The organism is Acidobacteriota bacterium (assembly GCA_016715115.1).
GTDB lineage: Bacteria > Acidobacteriota > Blastocatellia > Pyrinomonadales > Pyrinomonadaceae > JAFDVJ01.
This window is the reverse complement of record JADKBM010000011.1, coordinates 1,328,020-1,352,510: the sequence shown is the minus strand read 5'-3', so window position 1 is coordinate 1,352,510 and position 24,491 is coordinate 1,328,020. Positions and strand designations below refer to the sequence as shown.

At 55.3% G+C, this 24,491-nt stretch carries 19 protein-coding genes; 3 read left to right on the top strand and 16 right to left on the bottom strand.

Annotated elements, in window-relative coordinates; translation table 11 throughout:
- Window positions 1-72: 72 nt before the first annotated feature.
- From IPN69_14570 to IPN69_14495, 16 genes are all read right to left on the bottom strand, one after another.
- A complete protein-coding gene (locus tag IPN69_14570) occupies window positions 73-768 on the bottom strand; it encodes a hypothetical protein (GenBank protein MBK8811937.1) in 696 nt (231 codons plus the stop codon).
- A 35-nt stretch (window positions 769-803) separates the two neighbouring features.
- Window positions 804-1,373: a hypothetical protein gene (locus tag IPN69_14565; protein MBK8811936.1), complete on the bottom strand. Its 570-nt coding sequence runs from the start codon at window positions 1,371-1,373 to the stop codon at window positions 804-806.
- An 82-nt stretch (window positions 1,374-1,455) separates the two neighbouring features.
- Window positions 1,456-2,274, bottom strand: coding sequence for an ATP-binding protein (locus IPN69_14560; protein ID MBK8811935.1), 819 nt, complete (start codon window positions 2,272-2,274; stop codon window positions 1,456-1,458).
- A complete protein-coding gene (locus tag IPN69_14555) occupies window positions 2,274-3,485 on the bottom strand; it encodes an IS21 family transposase (GenBank protein ID MBK8811934.1) in 1,212 nt (403 codons plus the stop codon). Before IPN69_14555 ends, IPN69_14560 begins: the two co-directional genes overlap by 1 nt.
- A gap of 68 nt (window positions 3,486-3,553) precedes the next feature.
- The gene (locus tag IPN69_14550; GenBank protein ID MBK8811933.1) at window positions 3,554-4,387 is read right to left on the bottom strand and encodes a hypothetical protein; all 834 of its coding nucleotides are present in this window, start codon (window positions 4,385-4,387) and stop codon (window positions 3,554-3,556) included.
- Window positions 4,317-4,883, bottom strand: a complete 567-nt coding sequence (locus IPN69_14545) for a hypothetical protein (protein ID MBK8811932.1) — start codon at window positions 4,881-4,883, stop codon at window positions 4,317-4,319. Before IPN69_14545 ends, IPN69_14550 begins: the two co-directional genes overlap by 71 nt.
- A 73-nt stretch (window positions 4,884-4,956) precedes the next feature.
- On the bottom strand, window positions 4,957-5,565 hold the full coding sequence (locus tag IPN69_14540; GenBank protein MBK8811931.1) for a hypothetical protein: 609 nt from the start codon (window positions 5,563-5,565) through the stop codon (window positions 4,957-4,959).
- Window positions 5,566-5,587: 22 nt separating this feature from the next.
- A complete protein-coding gene (locus IPN69_14535) occupies window positions 5,588-7,495 on the bottom strand; it encodes a hypothetical protein (GenBank protein ID MBK8811930.1) in 1,908 nt (635 codons plus the stop codon).
- A 223-nt stretch (window positions 7,496-7,718) separates the two neighbouring features.
- Entirely contained in the window at window positions 7,719-8,333 is a 615-nt protein-coding gene (locus IPN69_14530) for a hypothetical protein (protein MBK8811929.1), read from the bottom strand.
- 349 nt (window positions 8,334-8,682) lie between these two features.
- A complete protein-coding gene (locus IPN69_14525; GenBank protein MBK8811928.1) occupies window positions 8,683-9,096 on the bottom strand; it encodes a DUF3805 domain-containing protein in 414 nt (137 codons plus the stop codon).
- Complete coding sequence (locus tag IPN69_14520) at window positions 9,077-10,117, bottom strand: hypothetical protein (GenBank protein MBK8811927.1); 1,041 nt, start codon at window positions 10,115-10,117, stop codon at window positions 9,077-9,079. The genes IPN69_14525 and IPN69_14520 overlap by 20 nt, the downstream gene beginning before the upstream one ends.
- Before the next feature lie 1,559 nt (window positions 10,118-11,676).
- A complete protein-coding gene (locus IPN69_14515) occupies window positions 11,677-12,648 on the bottom strand; it encodes a hypothetical protein (protein MBK8811926.1) in 972 nt (323 codons plus the stop codon).
- Between the two features lie 9 nt (window positions 12,649-12,657).
- Window positions 12,658-18,027 carry a hypothetical protein gene (locus IPN69_14510; protein MBK8811925.1) on the bottom strand — a complete coding sequence of 1,790 codons (5,370 nt, stop codon included), beginning with the start codon at window positions 18,025-18,027 and terminating at the stop codon, window positions 12,658-12,660.
- 69 nt (window positions 18,028-18,096) lie between these two features.
- A complete protein-coding gene (locus IPN69_14505; GenBank protein MBK8811924.1) occupies window positions 18,097-18,399 on the bottom strand; it encodes a VCBS repeat-containing protein in 303 nt (100 codons plus the stop codon).
- 417 nt (window positions 18,400-18,816) lie between these two features.
- The gene (locus tag IPN69_14500) at window positions 18,817-20,553 is read right to left on the bottom strand and encodes an aminopeptidase P family protein (GenBank protein MBK8811923.1); all 1,737 of its coding nucleotides are present in this window, start codon (window positions 20,551-20,553) and stop codon (window positions 18,817-18,819) included.
- Window positions 20,554-20,682: 129 nt separating this feature from the next.
- Window positions 20,683-22,692, bottom strand: coding sequence for a hypothetical protein (locus tag IPN69_14495; GenBank protein ID MBK8811922.1), 2,010 nt, complete (start codon window positions 22,690-22,692; stop codon window positions 20,683-20,685).
- Between the two features lie 97 nt (window positions 22,693-22,789).
- On the opposite strand from IPN69_14495, the gene IPN69_14490 reads away from it, so the two are divergent.
- The 3 genes from IPN69_14490 (at window position 22,790) to IPN69_14480 (ending at window position 24,403) form a co-directional block, all read left to right on the top strand.
- Window positions 22,790-23,392 (top strand): DUF937 domain-containing protein, encoded by a 603-nt coding sequence (locus IPN69_14490; GenBank protein ID MBK8811921.1) that lies wholly within the window; start codon window positions 22,790-22,792, stop codon window positions 23,390-23,392.
- A 230-nt stretch (window positions 23,393-23,622) separates the two neighbouring features.
- Window positions 23,623-23,820 carry a hypothetical protein gene (locus tag IPN69_14485; protein MBK8811920.1) on the top strand — a complete coding sequence of 66 codons (198 nt, stop codon included), beginning with the start codon at window positions 23,623-23,625 and terminating at the stop codon, window positions 23,818-23,820.
- 91 nt (window positions 23,821-23,911) lie between these two features.
- Window positions 23,912-24,403, top strand: coding sequence for a hypothetical protein (locus tag IPN69_14480; protein MBK8811919.1), 492 nt, complete (start codon window positions 23,912-23,914; stop codon window positions 24,401-24,403).
- The last annotated feature ends 88 nt before the right edge of the window (window positions 24,404-24,491 follow it).

Below are 24,491 nucleotides of genomic sequence, written 5' to 3'. Positions count from 1 at the left end.
GTCAAAACATCAAGCAATTCAATAGCAAGCTCTTCACGAAAATTGCCATCCCTCAAAACGTCTTTCCGGACGTCACTTGAAGTTGTCTGAAATCCAGAATCGCAGCAGTAATTCATTTCCTTTGCGCCAACGAACCCATCCGGAGAACCGTTGCTTGTCGGATCTCGGACGGCTGTTCACGAAAATCCATTCGCCCTTGATCTCATACGGCTGGACATACAACAAATCCTCTGGAACCCCTTTTATCGGCCTTCCATCGGGTTGTTCCCGCAACGGATTAACCGAGTAGTCGAATCTGACAGAACCGCCCATGGTAATTGCGGTTTCCCAGTTCTCCTTCATATAGAACGGGTCTGAACGCAAGACGAACTTTGCCGTTTTCGTTTCTTCGTTGACAATCACTTTGTACCAATACTCGGATTCGCCGACCAATCTTAACGATGGCCCCGATGGCATCACCGGCATAATCGGCTTGAAATCGGATTTCGGGTTCTTGCGGAAATAAAGCGGGTTATTCTCGTGTATTGCGATCGCGTACCACAACGTACCGTCGTCGTTATAGATTCGGTAAACATCGGTCTCCGAACGGTCTTTGATAAAGCGTTTTCCGTTTCCGGTCGAATCTGTCAGCAGCCCGAAACTCTCCTCGAAAACGCAATTCGAAGGTTTTGGAGTATTTTGGCCGAAACAACCCATTGCCGTACCGAAGAGGAAAACCAGAACGCATCCTAACTGCACCACAGTGAGACACGGTTTCGTTGTTGTCATTGCTTTTCTCCTATCCTATCCCATGATGCCCGTTGTCACGGTCGCTTCACTTTGTTTTTGTCAGTTGCATTTACAATCACCGTATCGCCTTTAAAATCCTCTGATCCGCTAACTTTGGGGATTGCCAGACCCGGCCCTTGCGCGGCGGCCGCCTCGGGGTCAGGAATCGGTCGCAACGGCATCCCCGCCCGCTGTCGGGCAAGATTCTCTGCATTCAATGAATCTCTATACCGATGGCCATATCCGGGTAATCCGCCGTTTTCGAACGGTGAACGAAGCCTCGGGTTGTTCTCGTCGTTGACCACCCCTTGTACCCCTCGTTGCGAACTCCCATCGTCCACCCGTCCTCGTCCTTGCCCAATGTTAAATGCCTCGCCCGTCAACACACGTGCCAAAGTTACGTAGGTATTGCTTCCCCCGTCCTCATCTAGGCTTATGTCGTAAACTACACTGGCGTCCGACGGCAACCCAAGATTTGCCTCAGCCGGCCCTCTGCCGTCCGGCCCTGTCGCAAGCGAGATTCCGCTTACATCCGAGTCGCCAAAATCACCGGCTTCTATGTAATACTGATTATTTTGAAACTGGTCCGTTGATTTGGCGGCCATTTCGGCTAGACGACTTCCAAGCTGTCAATCAGCGTTAATTTTTGACCCCTTTACAGGCGTTAGTTTTTGACCCCCCCTTTAGTCATTGTTGTCCGGAGTTGTGGAAGAGTTGGCGGCAATTGCCGCCAACTCTTCCACAACTCCCGCATGCCGCGGCGGCCCGCTTTTCCTTGAGCCGGTAGCTTTCGCCCCGGATGTTGATCACCGTCGAGCGGTGGAGCAGCCGGTCGAGAGCCGCGCTCGCCATCACCGCGTCTCCGGCGAAGACCTCGCCCCAGGCCGCGAAGGCCTTGTTGCTCGTCAGGATGACCGCTCCCTTGCGTTCGTATCTCTCCGAGATGACCTGAAACAACAGGCTCGCCTCGGGAGGTTCGAGCTTCAGGTAGCCGACCTCGTCGATGATCAGCAGTTTCGGGCGCGTCAGGTTCTTGATCTCGCGCGAGAGCCGGTTCTCGTGCATCGCCCGCACGAGTTTGCGCGCGATGTCGACGGCGGTCGTGAAATAGACGCGGTGCCCGAGTTCCGCCGTCATCACCCCGAGCCCGATCGCGAGATGCGTCTTGCCCACTCCGGGCGGCCCGAGAAAGACGATGTTCCGCCCTTCGGCCAGAAAGCGCCCCGTCGCCAGTTCGTCAATGAGCCTCCGGTCAACGCCGGGCTGCGCCTTGAAATCGAATTCGCCAAGCCTCTTCGGGTACGGAAAGCGCGCGAACTGCAGGCTCAGCGCGACGCGCATCTCCTGCCGGTGCCTGACCTCGCCTTCGAGCAGCCGCCCGAGGAACTCCGTGTAACTCCAGTCCTCGGCGGCCGCCCGCTGGGCGATCGTGTCAAGATTGACCGCGGCGGTCTTGAGATCAAGTTCGCCGAGCGCGGACGATGCCATATCTTCGTAGACCTTCATCAGCCGATCACCTCCTCGTAGGCGACGAGCGGAGCTACAGCCACGGTCTCGAACAGAACCCGTCCCGATCTCTTCGGCGGCGCCTCCTGCGTTTCAACCGTCAGTTTCCACATCGCCGCGACATGCGCCGGATCCGCCACGCTTTCGCCGGATTTGAGCGACCGCCGGTGTTCGGCGATGACCGTCTCGCCCGTGCGCACCGTCACCCGGCGCTCTCCCTGCTCGACCACCACCTTGCGGCCGACCGCTTCCGGCGGCACCGAGTACTTCACGCCCCCGATCGAGACGTACCCGTCGACGCCCACCTTCCGCGTCTTCCAGACCGACGGCCGGTATCGCGGCGCCGACCCGTACGGCGTCAGGCCCTCTTCGGGCAGCAGGTCGAAGGGCCGCTTTCCGGTCGTCGCGTGTTTCCGTCCGTTCGCCTCTTCCAGCCACGCCGCGCCCTGTGCCTGAAGATCCGCAAGGTCGGCAAACTCCCGCCCCTTGATGAAGTTGTCCTTCAGATACCCGACCGCGCGTTCCACCTTCCCCTTAGTTCGCGGCCGGTACGGCCGGTGCGTCCTCGGCGCGATCCCGTAGTGATTCAGAAAGTCGGCCATCTGCGGGTTCAGTTTCCCGCACGGAAGGCGCACCTGCGCCATGTTGTCGAACAGGATCGTCTCCGGCCAGCCGCCGAAGTAGGCGAACGCCCTCTCAAGGCATCCGATCAGCTCCGGCATCCGCATCCGCCGCGTGTACTCGACGTACATCGCCCGCGAGTACCCGAGCACCATCACGAACGCGTAGATCTTTCTCCGGCGGCCTTTTTCGTCAATGTACGACCCGATCTCCGCCCAGTCGGCCTGCGCCTGCTTGCCGGGCGGCGTCTCGAACCTCACCGTCGCCTTCGCCGACACCTTCGCCCCGACGTCCAGTTCCCGCAAGTACCGCCTCACGATGTCCCACGATCCCGCGAATCCCATTCCCCGGATCTCGCCCGTCAGCCGAACCGCGCTCAGACCCGTCTTCTCGTACCGCTTCTTCAAATAGTCCTTGTACGCGTCCAGTTTGGAACCACGTTTCGTTTCGGCGGCGCGCTTCGGCGAACCCTCGCGCAGAACCTTGCGGACCGTGTTCCGCGAATATCCCGTCATCCGGCAGATCTGCTTTATCGAATGCCCCTGCCTTTTCAAGTCTTTGACCTCCATCCATTCCTCCATTCCAAGCATTCCCGATAACCTCCGTTTCACGAAAGTTATCAAAAATGCCGTCCAGGGGGGTCAAAAACAAACGCATGCTAGGGGGTCATTTTCTCACGCATAATGACACCAAGCAACCCGATTCCGGACAGCGTGTTCAAATCTTTAAGAATCGCGAGTGCGGTCGCGTTGTTTCCGGTATACTCCGATTCCCCGTCATAGAGTTTGCCGTTCTCATATCTCAAACGACCGTTGCCATTATCGAAAATAACATAGATTTCCTCTCCGGTTGGGTCGGTAAGCTTCATCGGGTTGTTTCGAACGTAGCCAAATAGGTTCCAGCTCTGGCCGTCCAGCGAATCTGCATCGTTGCTAATACGATCCGGTACCATGAATCGGCCCAGTCTTGAATCAAAGTATCTAGCCTGAGCAAAATCCAAATCCGTCTCGCTGTCGCGTTCGTAACCGGTGAATTGCTTGCGGATCGTGTCTCCGAGGTACTGTGAATGCGTCCGCTCGGTGATTTCTTCGCCGTACGGGCGGTAGTCGTGTCTTGAAATGACGGCGCCGTTTTCGTTGGTGTTTATGCGCGGGCTGCCGAGGTGGTCGTTGGTCAGGTACGCGACCTGCGGGGCTGGGTTTAGATTTGTCGAGTATTCGGCCACCAATCTTGATGATGCGTCGTAAACGAAAACGGTCGTTTCCCACTGGCCGTTGATCCAGGCGATCTTCTTGACCCTGCGTCCGTCGCCGTCATAGAAGTATTCGCCGAGCGTTCCGGTGACCGTGCCGGATGAGTTGACCGACTCGACCTTCGTCTGCTTGTTTTCGGCGTCGTATGTGAACTTCCGGTTTTGCGGATCACGCACCGTATTTCCGGCAGCATCGAATTGGTAGCCGTCCGCGGCGCTCAGGCGGGTTGTTCGATGCATTTACGCTCGGGTTCATAATCTTCCGGTCCTCATCGCATATCGCGGGATTCGGCGGCGACTGGTTGTCCTGGCAGTTTCTCGGAATCGTCGTCGTGTTCGCCTCGACAAAGTTGCGGTTGCCGTAACGGTCGAACGTGTAATCCTGCTTCCAGGTCTCGGTTGATCCGATCTTCTCGGTTGCATCGTCGATCCGGTTCAGCGAGTCGTAGTTGTAAGTCTGAACCGCCGTGAAGGCATTTGAGCTACCGACCGTCGGAACCGTGATCGTTTGCGACTGGATGTTGCCGTTGTTCTTGGCCGTATTGAGCGTGCCGCTTTCGAGGACGCCGTAGGTGTAATCGAGTTTCAGCAGATCGGTCGTGTTCAGAACCTTGCCGAGCGCGATCTGCGTCGGCTGGAGCCGCGAGTCGATCTTCTCCCAGCTCCCGTTCCAGAGCTGCTCGACGATGACAAACTCGCGGTCAAGAAGGTCGTCGCTGCGCTTCTCGTTAAGCACTCTGTTGAGTTAAATGTCCGATGAAAAGTGAAAGTTTGAATATCACGCGTTTTCATGATGAATACAAAGCAGTTTAACTATAACTGTTAGCAAGTTGATTAGCTATTTCTTGCGGAACTCCATCGTCTTGGTGTGAATATACTAAACTCAAGACTTCAGTGATTGCCTCTTTTACATTAAGAACAAAATCGCTTCCGAAAATCGAAATAAACACATTCTTTAGACTGTCTTCTTTGAAGCCAATTATCCCCAACTCAAAATTTCTGTCCGCATAAATAGCCCACTTTAAATTCTCCGAATACAAAATTACTATGTCAGAATTATAAACGAGCGCATCAGCCGGACTATCATTAGGCGTTTCTTCAATACCAGCTAAATAAGCATCAGAAGTATCTTTCACGGAACACTCAACTACGGGATATTTTCCGAAATTTCTGAAGAAATAATTCTCGGGATCAGGTTTAAGAACTGCTAATGTCAGTTTTTCTTCATTACTAGCCTTTAGAAAAGATTTCATCCTTTCAAAAAAATCACCGGTGAAGATTTCATCAAAGTGAAAAAACAAATATCCTGAAATTTCACTGTTGAAAACTTGTTCTGGTAATTGATTTTGCCTCGTTATCAGCGAGTCAATTTCCGATTGTTTTTTCTGAAACAGATTTTTTCTTTCCACAAAACTCATAATCAACCTTAATTCAATATAACTACGGAGTTATTCTGATTTTTCTTACTAATTTTCCATTCTTATAAAAGTCTGCTGTCGGACTACCCTGATTTGACTTATCACGGACAACATATCTGCGGTTTCCTTTTGTAAGAATCAAAACAAATCCATCCTTACTTGTGGAAGTCGAATAACCGTTAGCTTGCAGATTCTTAACAAAATCAGATTTAGCAACGTTGGTTCGGGTATTTGGAATGCTACTGCCTGTCGTATTGTCCTCTACTGAGCTTTGAGGTTTATTATCGTCAGGATCAGGCGTCGCGGCATCGCCTTGAGTGTTTGCAGATGAATTAGAATCGCTCTCTGACGTATTTCCATTCATCATATACTGCGACTGTATGTTCCCCTGAGCGTCGAAATAGTCAAACGGAGACGGTACGGCATCTTTTCCATAAAAATACCTCTGCATATTAATCAAATCCCGCATTGGAATGCCAGGTGCTCCTGTTTGATTTACGGCGCTACCTCCGCAAGAAGCTTGATTTTGATAGCATACATAAGCTGCTGCCAGACCTGCCGCCGCCACCGCCGTTACTCCTAAAGCAATCGCTGATGCTTCAAGTGCCGCCGCCGCCGCTCCCGAGCCAATGAGAAGTCGTAGAGCTTCTCCGGCATTAGCTACTGGTGTAGGAACACCACCAGTTGCACTAAGAACAACTAGTTGATTTGTGCCTGTAATTTGGGCAACAAGCGCATCATATGGCCTGAATCCTTTTCCTAATGCACCATTGAACCATTCAATTCGGCCGGCATCGTTTATTCCGTATTGCTCTCCGGTTGGGTCTGTGTAAATCAGCGGGCTGTTTCCACTATAGCTGAAACGATTAAAAGTCTGCGGGTCAATGATGTCTGCCGAAGCCATCAATGGATCAACAGTTGTGAAACGTCCGATCTTCGAGTAGTAGTAACGAGCCTGTGCGAAATCTAAATCAACTTCATCATCACGTTCATACGAGGTGAACTGCTTCCTGATCGTGTCGACGACGTATTCGGCGTGCGTCCGTTCGGTGATTTCTTCGCCGTACGGGCGGTAGTCGTGTCTGGGAATTACCGCGCCGTTTTCGTTGGTGTTGATTCTGGGGCTGCCGAGGTGGTCGTTGGTCAGATACGCCACCTGCGGCTTTGGGTTCAGGTTTGTCGAGTATTCAGCCACCAATCGGGAAGACGCGTCGTAGATGAAGACGGTTGTTTCCGTTGGCTGGTTGTTCGCGTAGGCGATCTTTTTGACCCTGCGTCCGCCGCCGTCGTAGACGTATTCGCCGATCGTTCCCGTGACCGTGCCGGACGAGTTGACCGATTCGACCTTCGTTTGTTTGTTTTCGGCGTCATAGGTGAATTTCCGGAGCTGGGCGTCGCGCGTCGTGTTGCCGGCGGCGTCGAATTGGTAGCCGTCCGAGGCGCTGAGGCGGTTGTTGGCTGCGTTTACGCTCGGATTCATCATCTTCCGGTCCACATCGCATATGACTTGATTCGGCGGCGACTGGTTGTCGAGGCAGTTCCTCGGAATCGTCGTCGTATTCGCCTCGACGAAGTTGCGGTTGCCGTAGCGGTCGAACGTGTAATCCTGTTTCCAGCTTTGAGTTGCCGTCGAAGACCCCGCCGGCGTGACCATTTCCGTCGCGTCGTCGATCCGGTTCAGCGAGTCGTAATTGTAAGTCTGAACCGCAGTGAAGCCGTTTGAGCTTCCAACGGTCGGAACCGTGATCGTCTGCGACTGGATGTTGCCGTTGTTTTTCGTCGTATCAAGCTGACCGTTCACGACAGTGCCGTAGGTGTAGTCGAGTTTGAGAAGGCTCTGGTCCGATGCCGATCCGCCGAGGCCGATCCTTGTCGGCTGAAGCCTCGAGTTGAACGCCGTCGATTCCCATTTGCCGTTCCCGAGCCTCATCGCCGAAACCGCTCCGGCGGCCGTGTAGGTGAAGCCGTTGGCATAGTTGCGAAGCGTGTCGTTCGCTTTCCTGCTTTGTACCTGCATCAGGTCTCCGTCCGCGTCGAGAGTGTTTCTACTGTTTCCGAGTAATGGGGGGTTCTATCAACAACAAAAACAATGGTTTCGACGTCGTGCCATTGGTCAAATGAAGAAAAAGTGCGCCGCGAAACGGACCGAAAGATCAGTAAGTTTTGCTTTCGAGTATCTCGACGAGTGATTCGAACCCGGGACGATAAAAGTCCTCTACTTTCTTTCGATAGATCTCAACTAGCTCCGCATAGCGCGGGTTGTCTGCGAGTTTGGCAACGACGATACCTCGATAGCACATATAGTCCTCGAACCCATAAATGCTGATAGGTTCCGGTCGCGAGTTGATTAAGCGGTCAACGTCCGAAAGCGTCCGGTTTGCGTCAAAAAAGGGCAACCCGAATTCGACGAAGGCGCGATACAGGATGTCGAACATCTCGTCGATCGGTCCGTTCCTTTTGATGAACAAATTGCCGAAATCCGGATTCTTCGTCAAATTCTCGATGGAGACCGTGACAGTGTGGGTGTCCTTCTTATATTTCTCCTCGAATCCGGATACTCGATGAAACAAATTCTCGACCTCCTCGAATCGCAGACCAAACACCGGGTCGACTTCGTAACCTTCATACCGATCTGTAAAATACAGAGTGTAAATCTGCTTCGGTTCTCCCTTTTTGATGAACGAATTAAGTAGCCGCAACAGGCGAAATCCGCTTTCGCCCAACTTCTCGCCAAGTCTTTCAATTAGTTCTTTTCGATAAACGTTCATAGTTCTTAAAGCTAGTTCCGCGGACGAATCACACGAACGAGGGTTGGCTGTATATCGGTACCGCCCTTAAAGCCCTCCTTTCCTTTTCCGACAACGACACCTCCGCTTTCCTCAAGTTCCTTGAAACCGTTCTTCTGATTCTGAGATAGCGGCGCTGTTTTTGAATCGGCGACCACTCGTAGACTTCAAACTCCCTGTCCTAACGAAGGCTAACTCCGCCAGGCGCAAAGACTCTACTTCAATAACACATATGGTTCTCGAAACCGTAAACGCTGACAGGTTCCGGTCGCGAGTTGATCAACCGGTCGAAGGCATTCAGTTGTCCGAAATTCGGTGCTGTCTGAAACATCTAAACAAACTCCAGTGATGAGACAATTTCATTTGCTATGCCCACCTCGGTCCCATGACTTCCCATTGGGCAATTATAAGTAATCAGAGTCACAAATTTTTGGGTTGTCGCAACCCAAATCCTGAAGTAGTCATCGTCATCAACGTAACTACACGTCGCAAAATCGACTCGGTTCGTTGACTCGGTGTACAAACTGACATTCTGCGCTCCAACCGACGCGAGAAATTCCCTAATCACAATTGAGCTCGTGACGTCAGTATCAGTGCAGTACTGCGATATCTGTAGCGCCCCATTGCCGTCAGGATTGAAAAAACTAGTGCAATCCTCTTCTTCATCCACGACCCATCCCTCGGGTAGCATCAAAGAATAGTGGTCGTTTTTCGAGACAAATTTGTTATTGTTGTTTTGGATCATAGTAGACAACCCGGCCTTTCTTTGCAGTCGCACGTTCTTGCGCGGGCAACTGTCTTGCGCCTTTTTTCTTTCCATTTGGCGTCTTTGGTTTTAGTTCAATCGGTCGACCGTTTTTCGTTACCGCGTCCGGTTTTACCACACGTTTCGTTTTCGGATCAACTAGACTTGGTTCTGATTTCCAGCCCTTTTTCTTGACCCTTTCGGCAAAGGCCTTATGTGCCTTCCTTCCTTTATTAAGTGCGCTGCGAACAACCGGGTTGTTTGCGCCGCGCTTCACTACCGTTTTTGCAACGGGTTGCAACGCGTTGTTGCGCGCTTGTTGACGTAGCGCGGCTCCAGATCCGCGCCTCAGAAGTCCACCCGTGCGACCACCACCGGGTATCAAGTTAAGCAACGCATTCCCGCCGTAAGTATTCCGATACTCTCGGTTCTCTTCGGGAGTCTCTCGTCCCGTCGGAGCAACCACGTAGTCGGGGCCGGTCAGGACCGCGAATGCGATCACGGCTGCTACTATACAAAAAGGACAATGTCCATCGGGATCGTTGAACCGATATGGGTTGTTGTAGCTGTACTGGTATTTGTTGAGACTCTGCGGATTCGTGATATCTGCGTAGAAAGTCGGATTGCCGGACGCGTCGTCCTCGAATTCGAACAATTCGTCGGGGCCGCCCTTGAATTCGTCGGGCGAGGTGAACCGGCCGAGCATCGGCGAGTAGTATCTCGACTGCGCGTAATCGAGATTCGTCTCTGAATCGCGCTGGTAGGTGGCAAATTTCTTGCGGACGTCGTCGCCCGGAACCCAGTATTTCTGCGCCGAAGTGCGATCTCCGACGCCCGCCGGGATTTCTTCACCAAACGGCAGAAAATCACGTCGCGCGCGGAGTTCTCCGTTCGAATCGGTCACGACCCGAACAGAACCGAGAGCGTCCTGCGTGAGGTAGCTGATCGTCGGATTCTGCGCGGCGGGAGCGCCAGAGACATATTCGGCGGCAAGATCGCCGTCGGAATCGTATACAGACAAGGTTGTCGATCCGGTGATGTGGTTTACGGATTTGATCCGTTTTCCGTTTGGATCGTAAACGTACGACTGACTAAGATTCGGCCCCGTACCGGTGATCTGCCTGTTCTCGGCGTCGACACTTCACACCTTTTTCAGCGTAACAATCACAAATTGTCATTATGCGTGAGAAAATGACCCCCTAGCATGCGTTTGTTTTTGACCCCCCTGGACGGCATTTTTGATAACTTTCGTGAAACGGAGGTTATCGGGATGTTGGAATGGAGGAATGGATGGAGGTCAAAGACTTGAAAAGGCAGGGGCATTCATAAAGCAGACTGCGACGATCGCCAGCCCGGCGCGGGTGAAGGGTCGGCAGGAGCAACCCCCCGCACGCGCGGCCGACTGGGCGGAGATGGTCGTACAAAGGCCGCATCTCGCTGCTCGGTACTCGCCCACACCCCCCCCCGGCTGGGGCGCGCCTACTTCGGCGGCCGCACGGGCGCCTTCCAGAACCCGGCCCTCTGAATCACCGATCGCGCCAGGCACCGGCAAAGGTGGACTCTGGGACAACTTCTAAGGGCGGAGTGCCGACGGGCTCGGTGAAGGGAGGGAAACCCCCCGGGGGCCCAAGGTGGGCTGAGGGACGTCTCGAGGGGGTGACTGGTGCCGCGCCAAGGTGGTGGTGAGGGAGCCCGGGTCTGCCAACACCTCGCCAAATCCGGCAAAGCGTGGCGGATCCGGCGCATGGCGGCGAGGGTGGAACCGAGGCGCCGCCGAGGGCGGTTCTGTTCGAGACCGTGTGTATCCCGTCGCCGGCTGGAAGGTCTAGAAGATATGGCATCGTCCGCCTCGGCCTCCAGACCGCCGCGGTCACTTGACACGACCCCGCCCCCGCGCGTCGCTGAGCTGCAGTTCGCGCTCCGTACCCAAGAGGCTTGGCGAATTCGATTTCAGGCGGCGTGACCGGGGCTCGACGAACTGGCGACGGGGCCTTCTGGCCAAGGGCGGAACATCGTCTTTCTCGGGCCGCCCGGGGGGCAGCGCTGGCGGGGTACCGAAGCTCGAACCCCGTTCGGTCATCTCGGAGATACGAACGCAAGGGAGCGGTCTCCTGACGAGCAACAAGGCCTTCGCGGCCTGGGGCGGTCTTGCCGGGGGCGAGCGCGGCTCTGACCGGCGCTCCACCGCTCGCGGGATCAACATCCGGGCAAGCCGAAAAAACCCGGAAGATTGGCGGCAATTGCCGCCACTCTTCCCAACTCCACAACAATGACTAAAGGGGGGGTCAAAAACTAACGCCTGTAAAGGGGTCAAAAATTAACGCTGATTGACAACAAATATGATCTGTTTTGATAATGCCCTTATTTGAAGTAATTTTTTGGTCTGCAATTCGGAACCAGACGAGCCTCTAGGCGAGCGTATTGGCCAAGATAGTCTTTGCCATGAGAATTGGCGCACCGGAGCGGACGGCAATCTTCCGGTTCCGGCGGCGTGTGTTCGCTGGATGCAAAAGAAATCGCCACCTTCGGCGGTGTTGTGAACGGACGGTTTTTCGGAATCGGCGGAATGCTCTGATTAGATTAATGAAACGTTAGAACATTGATCGTTTCCTCACCAAGAACCAACGCACTTATTTCTGTTAAGAACTGGACCGCGATTAAGTCTTCATCGTGGCAGTTGCCAAGTCTCAGCCAAGAATCTCCGTCGTCTCTGGTCAATAATATGCCCCCTTGACTAGTAACACCAATTCCGACACCTGAGGGTCTGATTTGCACAGCGTTAACAAACTCGTTTTCTCTTGACCTCCAAACATGAACGATCTTCGTGTCATCATTAGTGGATTTGATGATACCGGACTCACCAAATAGAAGAAGTCCTTTGCCTTGCAGGACTTCGACCCCCGCCAGTTCGCCGTCCATCGAAAACGCGCGATTCCACGAGTTACCGAAATCTTGCGTCCGATGGATAAGGCTTGAGATGTTGCCCGCGGAGTCAAGAGATTCGCTGAGGATGACCAACGACGAATCCGCCGCAAATCGAATCTTTCGCGGCTCGCCAGTGATCGGCAAAGTAATCTCCCGCCATCCGTAGTTGGTCTCAGACCCCACGAAAACCGCGACTTGGTCGCGACTCGCGCGGTGCCTTGTTCCGATGACCGCAATCTGACCGCCGCAAACGTCGAAATCAGCGAGCGCAACACGTCCTGAAAAATCGACATAATGCCACGATTGGCCTTGGTCAAACGTCCTGCATAGACCGCTGTGAAATAATCCGAGAAGCCAACAACCATTCTCGCCGAACGCAGCTACTCGCCTTGGTTCTGCAAATGGTAGCGTTGCCCCTTCCACGAAAAGATTGCGCCAGGTCAACCCCTTATCCGTTGTCAAAAGCACGTTCTGCGACCCGACACACCATCCAACGCGTGATGTTCCGAAATCTACATCCGCAAGGAAGTAATGAACCGAACCCGAACCATTTGCTCTCGGACCTGTTCGATAGACCGTTCTTAAGCCAGTATTCATTGGTTCCATAAAAGAATATGCTGTTGCCATCTTGGCCGGTTACGCATAACAGATGCGCTTTATTCCTTTGTCAGTCTGCTCCAGTACACAACCAGGATCTGACAGATCGACCATCTTATCGCCCTTTATAATGTAGAAATGCCCCCCGAAATCGTAGATCTGGTCTGTGGGCAGAAAACGAATCGCTTTGTTCAAGTCGACGATTACAATTTGACCCAAAGTGTTTGTGTGATACCCAAATTCCTTATCGTCCTGCATCTCCTCGTACAGCTGCATAAAGAGGCTGAACCCCATCAGCGCTCCTCCTAAGGCGTTCAATGTCGTTCCGCTTGATCCACCCCGACCGCCCCTGCCCTTCGAACCCGATCGTGCGGAATCGGGCGCAGCAGTCTCTGCTGGTCGCACCGTTCCTTGTGGTACCTCAATGCCGGCACTGACTCTTGGTTGCAGCGGAGGCCTAGGCGCCCAACCCTTCTTCTGAATCAAGCGTTCGATTGCCAATCTAACCTGGCGCGGAACGCCCGCACCGAAATAATTCCATTCGAGTCGTGGGTTATCCGCAGTTCCCTTGATCGCCACCCTACCCACTTCTCTACCTCTGTAAAATATGTGAATGTTCGGCGAATCATTTAGGTTGTTGATGTCAGCTCGATAAGTATAGCGCTGGTGACCTGGCACTCGGGGAAGGTGACCATCTGGGTCCTCTAGGCGCAACGGATTGTTGAGCGCGTAAGAGTAACGATTGAATGTTTGAGGATTGACACGGAAGGCAAATGGAATTGCTCCGTAGGCGATCGAAACGGGAGTACTTTCAACATAATCAGCGACGAGAAAGCGTCCGATCGTTGAGCTTAGGTTGCGCGAACCGAAGTCAGTCAGTTGCAACTCAACGTCAAAAGTCTTGCCCGTGTATCTTTGGCGCACAAAATCAACCGCGTATTGGTCATGAATTCGTCCTGCGATTTCTTCACCGTAGGGCTGATAATCGTGCCTTGCAACGATATTGCCGTTCTCGCTTAAGTTTATCCGCGGTGTACCCAGGTGGTCGGTGGTTAGATACACGACTTGCGGGGTCGGGCTAAGAATTGTCGAGTATTCGGCCACCAAACGGGAAGATGCGTCATAGACGAATACGGTTGTTTCCCACTGGCCGTTGATCCAGGCGATCTTCTTGACCCTGCGTCCGTCGCCGTCATAGAAGTATTCGCCGAGCGTTCCGGTGACCGTGCCGGATGAGTTGACCGACTCGACCTTCGTCTGCTTGTTTTCGGCGTCGTATGTGAACTTCCGGTTTTGCGGATCACGCACCGTATTTCCGGCAGCATCGAATTGGTAGCCGTCCGAGGCGCTGAGGCGGTTGTTCGATGCATTTACGCTCGGGTTCATAATCTTCCGGTCCTCATCGCATATCGCGGGATTCGGCGGCGACTGGTTGTCCTGGCAGTTTCTCGGAATCGTCGTCGTGTTCGCCTCGACAAAGTTGCGGTTGCCGTAGCGGTCGAACGAGTAATCCTGCTTCCAGCTTTGGGTCGCCGTGGTCGAGCCTGCCGGCGTGACCATCTCGGTCGCGTCGTCGATCCTGTTCAGCGAGTCGTACGAATAAGTCTGAACCGCCGTGAAGCCGGTCGATGTTCCGACGGTCGGAACCGTGATCGTCTGCGACTGGATGTTGCCGTTGTTTTTCGTCGTATCAAGCTGACCGTTCACGACAGTGCCGTAGGTGTAGTCGAGTTTGAGAAGGCTCTGGTCCGATGCCGATCCGCCGAGGCCGATCCTTGTCGGCTGAAGCCTCGAGTTGAACGCTGTCGATTCCCATTTGCCGTTCCCGAGCCTCATCGCCGAAACCGCTCCGGCGGCCGTGTAGGTGAAGCCGTTGGCATAGTTGCGAAGCGTATCATTCGCTTTTCTGCTTTGGACCTGGATCAGATCGCCGTCATTATCAAGCGTGTTCCTGACAACCCTTCCCGACGGATAGGTCTGCTCGATCAGCGCGCCTGAGAGATTGTAACTGTAGAGCATCGGGTTCGGCGGCGCGCCGTCGGTCAACTGTTTGGAACTCAAGACCCGGCCCGCGGAATCGAACGCGAGATACTGCGTTTCCGACACCGAGGACGAGACCTTTGTTAGCCGGCCCTTCGAAAAGGGAACCGCCGGGTCGTCGTATACATAGGCGACGTTCGGCGTCGCCGTCTGGCCCGAAGGTTCGTTCGAATAACTCCGCGACGTGGCGCGGTTCAGCGGATCGTAAACGTAATCGGTGACGACCTGCCGCGCGTCGGTCTTGCGGGTCAGATTTCCAAGCGAGTCGTACCTGTATTGAATGGTTCCCGATTCGGGATTCGTCGCGCTTACGAGGCGCGACAGCGAACTGTAGGCGAAGGACCTGGACTGGACGCCCTGCCCGACGCCCGTCAGGTTAGATGCAGTGTCGTAGACATAGCTTGTCCTGAGAGCGATCAGCTGCTCATTGCCGAACGTGACGGTCTCGGTATCAGCGTCCTGCGGCTTGATCTCCCAGACGTCTGAAAGCTGGCCGAGGGCGTTCGTCTTCGACATTCTCCGGTTTCCCGCCTGATCGGTGACGAGCGTCAGATTCGAGACGATCTCGGTGCGGACGATGCCGGTCGATGCCGTGTTCTGCGAACCGAAGGGCGCGGGGAGCGCGGAGCCGGCAAACGTCTCGGTTTCGGACAATCTGCCGGTGTTGCCGACGCCGGACAGCGTCCAACCCATCGATTCCTCGCCGGTCGCCGCTCCGGCCGCCGCCCCGCGGTACGGATTCGAGATCAGCTTCCAGGTTTTTCCGCCGGAGACCATATACCGCGTCTGCACCTTTATTCCGTCGGTTTCGTCGTAAGAATCTTCAGTGCCGAAGTTCTCGATCTCGCGGGCGAGCCTGATCCTTCCGAGTTCGTCATAATGCGCGACGGCTATTTTGCGTCCGTCGCCCTTCGTTTCGAGATCGGACCGCGTAATGACGCGCCGCTCGGTATCATTGTACTCCGTCGTCGTCCAGATCTCGAGGGAATTGTTGACCGGGGACTTCACTTTCCGCGGGCGTCCGACCGGGTCGTATTCGGTCTCGCCGACGACGTTTTCGGCCGGGGTGTTGCCGAGCGCGGTGACGCGTGTCGCGAGTCCGGTGCTGGGATCGTATTCGGTTTGGACGGTTTGCTGGACCGGGGTTCCGTACGCGGATCTGACTTCAGTCGGATAAAGGCCGCTGAAGCCCGCGACCGGGCCGTAGATCATCTGGGTCTGGTTGCCGTTGGCGTCGGTCGTGAGCACCGGATTGCCGAACGCATCATATTGCACGGTCGTCGAGACCGAATTCGAGGCCGTCAGCGGATCGGTGAACGCCTGATAGGTTCCTCCCTTGTGCGAGTCCCACGCCCGGGTCTCGATGACGTTGGCGGTCGTCTCGAAGTTGTCGTAGAAGAAATCTGAGAAAGAAGCGACCGATCCCGTGCCGGATTTGAGCGCGGTCGTGCGCGCCGCGTTCCGCACGTTCGGCGACGAGGTGTTCCAGTATGAATCGGGATTGTTCGCGGCGTTCTCCGACGCGTCCTCGGTCTGGTTGTGGTATGCGGTTTCGATGACGCGGAGCGGCGTCATCCCCGTCGGAATCGCGGTCACGCGGCCCGTCACGTCGCGCCCGATCAATGACGGCGAAATGAAGTCGTATTCGGCGGTGCGCGTCGGGTTGCCGTTCTTGTCGAACGAGAACTCCCTGATCGCCGAAAGATACGGGTTTCCGGCGGCGTCGGGCAGGGTGACGATCTCGGCCCTGACATACTGGTTGAACCTCAGCTCCTGGGCGCGCGACGCGGGCAGTCCGGCGTTCGGAAGATTGTGCATCCAGAATTTTTCGACCGTCGTGCCGTCGGGTTTGGTCTGTTTGAATACGAGACCGCTGTACGGGTTGTCGTATTCCGTGTTCCCGTGAAGCTGGGTTTCGACCGACCCGTCGGGGCCGGTCACTTCGCTCGTCGTCTTGCCGATCCGGTAGTTCCAGGTTTCGGAACGGTTCTCGGACTGGCCGTCGTGCTTTTCGGTGTAGTTGAGCGTCTTCGTCTTCACCGACCGCTTGATCACGTGGTTCGGATTGATGAACACGGCACCGAGAGAGTCGTACTCGTCTTCAAGCAGACTGTTTTCTCCGAGCAGGATGTTGTAGGTATAGAGAGTGTTCGCGCCGCTCGGGAGCGTGACGGTCTTCAGCTCTCCCCATCCGGATGAAAATGTTCCCGAAGGTGGTTCGGAGTCGCTGCCGTAATAGGTGAACGAGTATTCGAGGCTCCCGACCTGCTCGGGGAGCGTTATCTTCTCGACGGCGTCGAACACCTCGAGCGCGATCTGGTTTGAACTCCCTCCGCGTTCGCGTCCCGACGACATCCCGAGCGTGCGGTACTCTTTCCGTACCCAGACCTCTTTCCATTTCACGGTCCATTTCAGGACTTCGCCGCCGACGCCCTTGCGGTAGATATAGTCCTCGTGCTTCGAAGCGTCGGTTCGTTTGACGGTGTAGCGCCCGAACTGGTCGATCCAGCCGGCGGCGGTCGTTCCGTCGGGAAGCGTGACCGTTCCTTTTTCGACGAAGTTTGAGTTGCGGTCGATGATCCGCTGTCCGTTCGCGTCGTTCTCTACACGGCTCCCGTCAGGAAAGAAGAGCGTCCATTCGCCGGTCCGCTGGTAGACAAGTTTCAGGAAGGAACCATCGGCGCTGTGATAGGTCATGGACGTCACGGGGTGATAGCCCGTCGAGATATTGCAGCCCCAACGAACCTCGTTGGTGTACGGGTCCTGCTGAGATGTGAACGTCACGTTCCGGATCGTGCCGTCCGGATGCACGTTGTAGAAACCGTCGGGCTGGGACGCGCCGGAGAGCGGAAACGTGTCCGAGTAGCCTGTCGGACGGAACTCGCGGTTGCTTCCATCCGGAAAATACAGTTTTACCTTCCATTGGTAAACGCTTCGGTAATCGGGCTGGCGGCTCGAGGTCGTGCATTGGTAACCATTGTCCGACTCCAGCTGGCGGTTGACGATCTCAAGGCGATAATCGATTCCGTATTGCCAGCCGCCTTCATCGCTCGAATTGAGGAATCCCTGCTCGACCAGGTGATTGCTTGAATCGAGGGTCTTCTCGGTCCTCATATCCCAGATCTTCGAATTGTAGGAAAGGGCGATTCCGGCACCGGCCGAACCGCGGCCTTTCGGCAGCGTTCCGAGCGGGAAATTCAGCAACAGATTGCCGTTGGTCAGATTGATGCTTTCGATGTCGGAGAGCGCGAACGACTGGCCGGGCTGGAATCCGCGGTCGGGAGCCTTGATCGGCGTGTCCTGTGGAAAAGCCTGCGCGAATAGAAAGAGCGCGATGATGATGGCGGCGAATATGTTTCTGCGATTCATGATTCCTTACCTCATTTCAACTCCGTGGGTGTTTGTCCGATGTGTGATGACGACTCCTGTAATCCGGCGCTACCTCCTGTAGAAGGCCGGGACGGGGATGTCATTCAAGACTCCGAACTGCTGCTGGCGAAGCGAGCCGTTGGTCGCCGACTGGCGGATGTACCAGGTGCCTTCGGACGGGCGCCAGACGGCGAGGTCGGTTTTGCCGTCGCCGTCGTAGTCGTTCTGGACAAGCTTGTCTCCGGAGATGCCCCATTGGGTTTGGGTTACCGTCCCGGTCGAGCTTTCGCGGATGTACCACTTGGTGTCGGAGGGCCGGAAGAGCGCGTAGTCGGCGCGGCCGTCGCCGTCGTAGTCGGACGGGACGGGCACGTCGTCGTCGGTTCCGATAACCGCCGATTGGGTTTGGCTGTTGCTGCTGTTGCGCGAGTAGAAGGTGTTGTTCGTGTCGCGCCGGACCCCGGGCTTCGTTGATCGATGCCCAGGGTTGGTTTCCGGTCTGCTGCTTGGCGATCAGCGCCTGCTGCTTTTCGTCCTTGCGGTGCATGATCGGGTAGGAGAACTCAATGTTGACTTCGCCGAGATATCCGTAGCGATCGAGAAACGCCGCGTTCTCGGCTTCGATGATCCGGACGAGGTCGCCTTCGAGCGATTCAAGATGGTGTTTCATCATCGCGATTCGCGCGCGAGTTGTCCGTGGTCTGCGAATCAAATCCGGTCTGCCCGCGGAATGTGCAGGGGATTCGCCAAAGCAAAGCACATTCCGCGGGCAGACATTTTATGAGAATCCTATTCAGCCGTCCGGTGATCGTCCGAATGATCATGCGCCGGTGCGTTCCAGCCAATGCGGATCGTTCGGCCGGTCGGGCGTGAATTCCAGTCCACAAGCCCCGACTCGCTGCCGTAAAAGGCGAGCGTCGGGTTGAGCGGCGACGACGCAAGTGCGACGTTTCGCATCTCCTTGGCCGCTCTGGCCATCGATTCCTCAATGTCGGAGATCTTTCGCGGCAGCGCGCGGGTCATCCATTCGACGCCGGTTTCGGTAATGAGCATATCGTCTTCGATCCTGACACCGACGCTCTTGTATCGTTCGAATGAGGGCCGTATTTTTGCAAGGAACTCCTTCATTCCAGGTTTCGACTGGTCGAAGTAGTCGAGCGCGTCCTCGCGAATGTAGATTCCGGGTTCGTTGGTCATGATCATTCCGGGCTTCAGCGGCGTTTCATAGTCGCCGACGTCGTGAACGTTCATTCCGAGCCAGTGTCCCAAACCGTGCATATACCAGATCCGGTATTGCGGTATTCCGACCTCGCGCGTTCCGCCCTTGCCATCCGGGACCTTCTGCAGCGTTCCCGGGATGACCGCTCCGACTTTTTCGATCAGCCCGAGTTTCGCGAGTCCTTCTTCGATCGTCTTCGCCGCAGATTGGCCGGCGGCGCTGAAAAGTGCGCCGGGCTTGAGTTCGGCGGCGGCGGCTTCCTGCGCATCGTAGACCACCTGATAAATCTCGGCCTGCGGTTTCGAAAATTTGCCGTTCACCGGAAAAGTGCGCGTGACGTCCGCCGTGTAATGGTCGTATTCGGCGCCGACGTCCATCAGCAAGAGGGCGTTTGGGTCGATCGCGCCCTGCGATTCGACGTAATGCAGCGTCGTCGCGTTCGGCCCGCATCCGACGATCGACGGATAGCCCCAATAGTCGGCGTTCCGCCGTCGGAATGTGTATTCGACCTCAGCCTGAACCTCGTACTCCCAGTTCGCGCGTTTCACGATTCCCATCGAACGCATATGCGCTTCGGCGGTGATGTCGATCGCGTGCTGCATAAGACGGATCTCGTACGGCGATTTGATCAGCCGGAGTTCGGCGAAAATATCCTGCGCGTTGACGGCTTTCGGGCCGAACGATCGCGCAAATTCGGCTTCCTGGCGAAATTCGCGCTTTCCGTCGTTGTCCCGCTCGTCGAAGGGAAGCAGCAGATAAAGCTTGTCGAACGTCGTTGGAACGCCGATGCCGTCCTTCGACGTGAACGACGTTTTGTCTTTCAGCGCCGCAAGATAGGCCTTTTGTTCGGCCGCGTTGACGATCGTTTTGAGGCCCGAGATCCGCGTCGCGTCCTCGTTTGAATACATCCTTCCGTTCCAGGTCTCGAACTGCGGGTTGCGTTTCGGGATGAAAAGAAACTCGGATGCGGCGCCTCCCGATTTAGCCAGAACGAGCGTCGCGCCGGTCTGCTTGAGACCGGTCAGATAATAGAGATTGTTCTCTTGCCGATACATAAAATCGACATCGTTGGTGTAGATCCTGGCTTCGGCGCTAAAAAGCACCATCAGCGAATTGTCAGCCATCTTTTCAATGACGCGCGAGCGGCGGGCGGCGAGTTCCGCTTGCCTTTCGGCATCCGAGAATCTCGGCGACGGCGGGGCGACGCGGATCGCGGCCGGTTTTGCCTTCAGGTCATTGGTTTCCGCAAGAATTGTTGAACTGCTCAAGATTGCGATCAGCAACAGCGAAGCGATTTTATTGATCATTGATTTCTCCAAAAAGTTCGAATGTTTTCAGAACGTCTTGCGACGAACTTGGAAAGCGATGGACCAGGACAAAATCATCGCCGTTATCGTCACCGATCGAATCTGATGACAGCCCCAGGCGAAAAAAGCTCAGCGAGCGGCTTCGAACGCCAGATCCGAAACCGCCGTATTCCCAAAGAAGTCCGCCGCATAGACACGGACGACGTAGTTCCCGGGTTCGAGCTTCGCGGACTCAACGAAGTTTTCTCGCGAAGTCTCGCCAAAGACCTCGTTCGTCGCGATGTACCGAAAAACAGTCTCGCCGGTTGCCCCGGATTTGCTCCCGTTTGCAAAAACGGTCGCAACGGAATCGGGATCCGGAAGCCGGTCGAAACGGATCGTCCAGTTTACATCGCCAAGCGGCGTCTTGTCTGCTTTTAAGATTTGGTAACCGATTCGATAGATTCCGAGACGCCGGCGGTCGGCGTTTCCATCCATTCGGTCATAAGCGCGGGCAACAATTCGCGTTTTTCCAACGATCTTTATACGGCCGTTTGCCGGATCGGTTTCAAACTCGCGGAAATTTTCATCGGTCAGCGCGATCTTTTCGATGACGGGCGCGATCTTGTCGGACGCGCCGGGCAGTTCGAGCGCCGCGAGCGCGTTCATTTCGGCGCCGCTCCGGCCGGCGATCAGATGCACGTGATTCATCGCGTTGAGCGTGCCGATCGCCTCTCCTGACTTGAAGCGGGCTCCGCGCGGCACGCGGACTCCGGCGAGTTTTCCGGCTTCGTCCCGGTTCCATACGAAACGCGGGTCGTCGTAAACGGTTCCGGACGCATCGCGGCCGAGCCGTATATGGATGTACCCGAGCGTCGGCATACGAAGCAATTCGCGCAGCGTCCCGAAATTCTCGGCAGCCGACGCGCGCAGGACCTTTTCGTCGCGGATGAATCGCGCGGTTTCGCCATAGCCGCCGACTATATCGAGGCCGTTGTGATACCAAATGTTGTCCCCGCTGCCGTCGTTCTCGCCGCGGATCTCGCCAAGCGTCCCGGCGATCTCTCGAGTCTTTGTCGGCGGATCGTACGGCCAGCGGGGCGGCGCAAGCGCGCGAAACTGTTCCGCCGCCGGGCGGGATCTCTCGATCTCCTCGGCGGTCACGACGCGTCCCGGTTCCTTCGACGAGATGATACGGACGGTTTGGTTCTCACTGTCGGCGACCACGAGATCGCCCGCGCCATCGACGGCAAGCCCGTTCGGGCGGTTGAACTTCGATTCAGCCAGCGCGCCGTCGGCGAATCCGCGATTTTCGCTCGAGATGGTCGTCACCCGAATCGGGCCGGTCGGATCGATCTTTCGGATAGCGCTTCCGTCGGTGAAATAGATGACGCCCGATCTGTCGACGGTGACCGCCGTCGGTTGATAAAGGCCGGCCGCGTTCGGCGGCCCGTCGCCGAATTCCTTTCCGCCGCCGGCGAGCGTTTGGGTCGCGCCGTCGCCGCGAACCGCTCGCAAACGGCCGTTGCCGCTGTCGGCGACGATCACCGAACCGTCGAAGCCGAGGGCGATCCCGGTCGGTGTGTCGAATCTTGCAATCGCGGCCGTTTCCGAATCGGCGAATCCGCGGGTCGAACCGGCGAGTGTCCGCACCTGTCCGTTCTCGACGATGCGGATGCGGTCGTTGTATGTGTCCGCAACGTAGACACGCGAACCCGAGACCGCGATCCCGACCGGGGCGCGAAAAAGCGCTTCGGCGGCGTTCCCGTCCTGAAACCCGGGGCGACCTTCAACGCCCGCAACGGTCTCGACATTGCCGGTCGACGAGATCTTTTTGATCGTATGGCTTCCGGAATCGGCGACGAAGATCTCGCCCGATTCGGATACGGCGATCTGCGACGGCGTGTCGAATTTGTCGTTGACGACCGAGTATTCGCCTGATTTCGAGAGTTTTACGATCCGCCCGTTCTCTCCGTCTGAAACAAGAATGTCGGTTCCATTGGACGCGACCCCGAACGGTTCGCCGATCTTCGACGGTTCGAAAAACAGCGTCCTTGTGTTCCTTAAAGGTGCGGTCTCGGGCGTTGGCCGGTCGCAACCCGCGATCAGGCCGAGGGTTGCGATGAGCAGAAGCAAATGGCGAAGATTGGTTGCGAACATCAGCAATTACAATAACGTCTCATCCGATTACAAATCAAAATATATTTGCTATTATCTCGAAACAGCCCCAAACAACTTTACCAAAGGAGAATTACCAATGTTTTCACTCGAAGATCTATTAGGACAACAACAGGGATCGGAGGTCGTCAATCAGATCGGCCAACAGGTCAACGCCGAACCGAGTCTCGTGAACACCGCGATTCAGATGGCTTTGCCGGCGATCATCAGCGGGCTGGCGAAAAATGCCGCGACTCCGGACGGCGCGCAGGCGCTCGACGGCGCGCTCGCCAACGACCACGACGGCAGTATCCTCGACAATCTCGGCGGACTCGGAAGCCTGATTTTCGGCGGCGGACAGGCGCCGCGGCAGGCTGACGCCGGCGGAATTCTCGGTCATATTCTTGGCGGGAATCAAGGTCAGGTGACGGAGAAGATCAGCAACGAAAGCGGGCTGAATATGGGACAGGTCGCGCAGATCCTGATGTTTCTCGCGCCGATCGTGATGGGCTATCTCGGTCGCCAGAAACAGCAGAACAATCTCGACGCGGGCGGCATTTCCGATCTTTTGACCGGCCAGCAGCAGCAGATCCAGCAGGCGTCGCAAGGTTCGTTCATCGAACGGATGCTCGACAGCGACGGCGACGGTTCGGCAATGGACGACATCGCCTCGATGGCGCTCAAATATATGACGGGCAAGTAGTTCAACACGGTTTGGATTTTCGGCGGGACGCGTCCATCAGGCGCGTCCTGCCATTTTATTGCGCTACTTTCAAATGCACGGAGCGCTCAATGCCGTCCGCCGAAAGACCTCTTCGGTGTTGACGGGAAACAGGGAATCAGGAAACTTGGTTCCGTTGGCGGAATCCGAAGCCGCAAGCTCAAGATCTCAGGCACGTCCGGATCGATCCGCGCTTTTCGAAGGGCAGGCTGATGAAGGTCCCGTCTTCGGTGTCGGAAACGCGATATCTCGCGTTCGACGCGGCGGGCCGGCTCCTCAGTTCCAAACAGCTGACCGACGGCGCTCCGCCGAATCCGACGCTTTACAGCTACAACCTTCCGGGAGCTATAATCGAGGAGACCTATCCGTCGGGACGCATTGTCAGGAACACGCTCGACGCGGAGCGTTGATTTCAACAATCAATAAGAAGAAGTAGAGGTGAGTATGAATTTCCAAAGAATCATATGTGTTTTTGTATTCTTAAGCGTCTCAATTTTAGTCGTGAAAGCCCAATATAACAACGCCGTCGTCTTGAAGGCATCATCAGAAACTACTGACAAACTAAGGTTTTCGATTTGGACTCAGAAAAGTGAAATTGATTTAGGGCAAAACATTACAGTCGATTATTCAGTTGAAAATAAATCAAGCAGAACTTTTTACTTAGTCAAGGACAAAAGCTATAGGATTAGGATTTTTGGTGAAAACATGATTGTCGAAGCCCCAAGTGCGTTGCCAACAAACCACGGAGATTTCGACTTTACCTATATTCAAATTAAACCTAAGAAAAGAATACTTGGACAAATAGAAATTCCAAAAGAAAAGATCGAGTCGGAGGGTGTTCTACCAATTTCAATTGGCTTCGGGTATGTTGACAATATAAACGGTATTGATCAAACGCTCAAAGCAGGAGATGATCCCTTCCCTCTGAGAAGCGGGCTAGAAAAACGCATCAAAAGGCTCTATATTGGGGACTTGGGAGTAAGTATTAAATAGTTCTTTTTGAGAATAATCGATCTACTTTCGAATCCCTCCGGTTCGTTGTCAAGCGACGGCGTCCAACCCGAATTTCTTGGGGATCGAT

Bases quoted from the DNA above. Each gene is read 5' to 3' on its own strand.
- IPN69_14570 (MBK8811937.1), bottom strand. From the start codon at position 768: ATGACAACAACGAAACCGTGTCTCACTGTGGTGCAGTTAGGATGCGTT.
- IPN69_14485 (MBK8811920.1), top strand. From the start codon at position 23,623: ATGAAGGTCCCGTCTTCGGTGTCGGAAACGCGATATCTCGCGTTCGAC.
- IPN69_14510 (MBK8811925.1), bottom strand. From the start codon at position 18,027: ATGAATCGCAGAAACATATTCGCCGCCATCATCATCGCGCTCTTTCTA.
- IPN69_14495 (MBK8811922.1), bottom strand. From the start codon at position 22,692: ATGTTCGCAACCAATCTTCGCCATTTGCTTCTGCTCATCGCAACCCTC.
- IPN69_14560 (MBK8811935.1), bottom strand. From the start codon at position 2,274: ATGAAGGTCTACGAAGATATGGCATCGTCCGCGCTCGGCGAACTTGAT.
- IPN69_14490 (MBK8811921.1), top strand. From the start codon at position 22,790: ATGTTTTCACTCGAAGATCTATTAGGACAACAACAGGGATCGGAGGTC.
- IPN69_14515 (MBK8811926.1), bottom strand. From the start codon at position 12,648: ATGGCAACAGCATATTCTTTTATGGAACCAATGAATACTGGCTTAAGA.
- IPN69_14525 (MBK8811928.1), bottom strand. From the start codon at position 9,096: ATGATCCAAAACAACAATAACAAATTTGTCTCGAAAAACGACCACTAT.
- IPN69_14500 (MBK8811923.1), bottom strand. From the start codon at position 20,553: ATGATCAATAAAATCGCTTCGCTGTTGCTGATCGCAATCTTGAGCAGT.
- IPN69_14565 (MBK8811936.1), bottom strand. From the start codon at position 1,373: ATGGCCGCCAAATCAACGGACCAGTTTCAAAATAATCAGTATTACATA.
- IPN69_14540 (MBK8811931.1), bottom strand. From the start codon at position 5,565: ATGAGTTTTGTGGAAAGAAAAAATCTGTTTCAGAAAAAACAATCGGAA.
- IPN69_14530 (MBK8811929.1), bottom strand. From the start codon at position 8,333: ATGAACGTTTATCGAAAAGAACTAATTGAAAGACTTGGCGAGAAGTTG.
- IPN69_14535 (MBK8811930.1), bottom strand. From the start codon at position 7,495: ATGAGGCTCGGGAACGGCAAATGGGAATCGACGGCGTTCAACTCGAGG.
- IPN69_14550 (MBK8811933.1), bottom strand. From the start codon at position 4,387: ATGCATCGAACAACCCGCCTGAGCGCCGCGGACGGCTACCAATTCGAT.
- IPN69_14555 (MBK8811934.1), bottom strand. From the start codon at position 3,485: ATGCTTGGAATGGAGGAATGGATGGAGGTCAAAGACTTGAAAAGGCAG.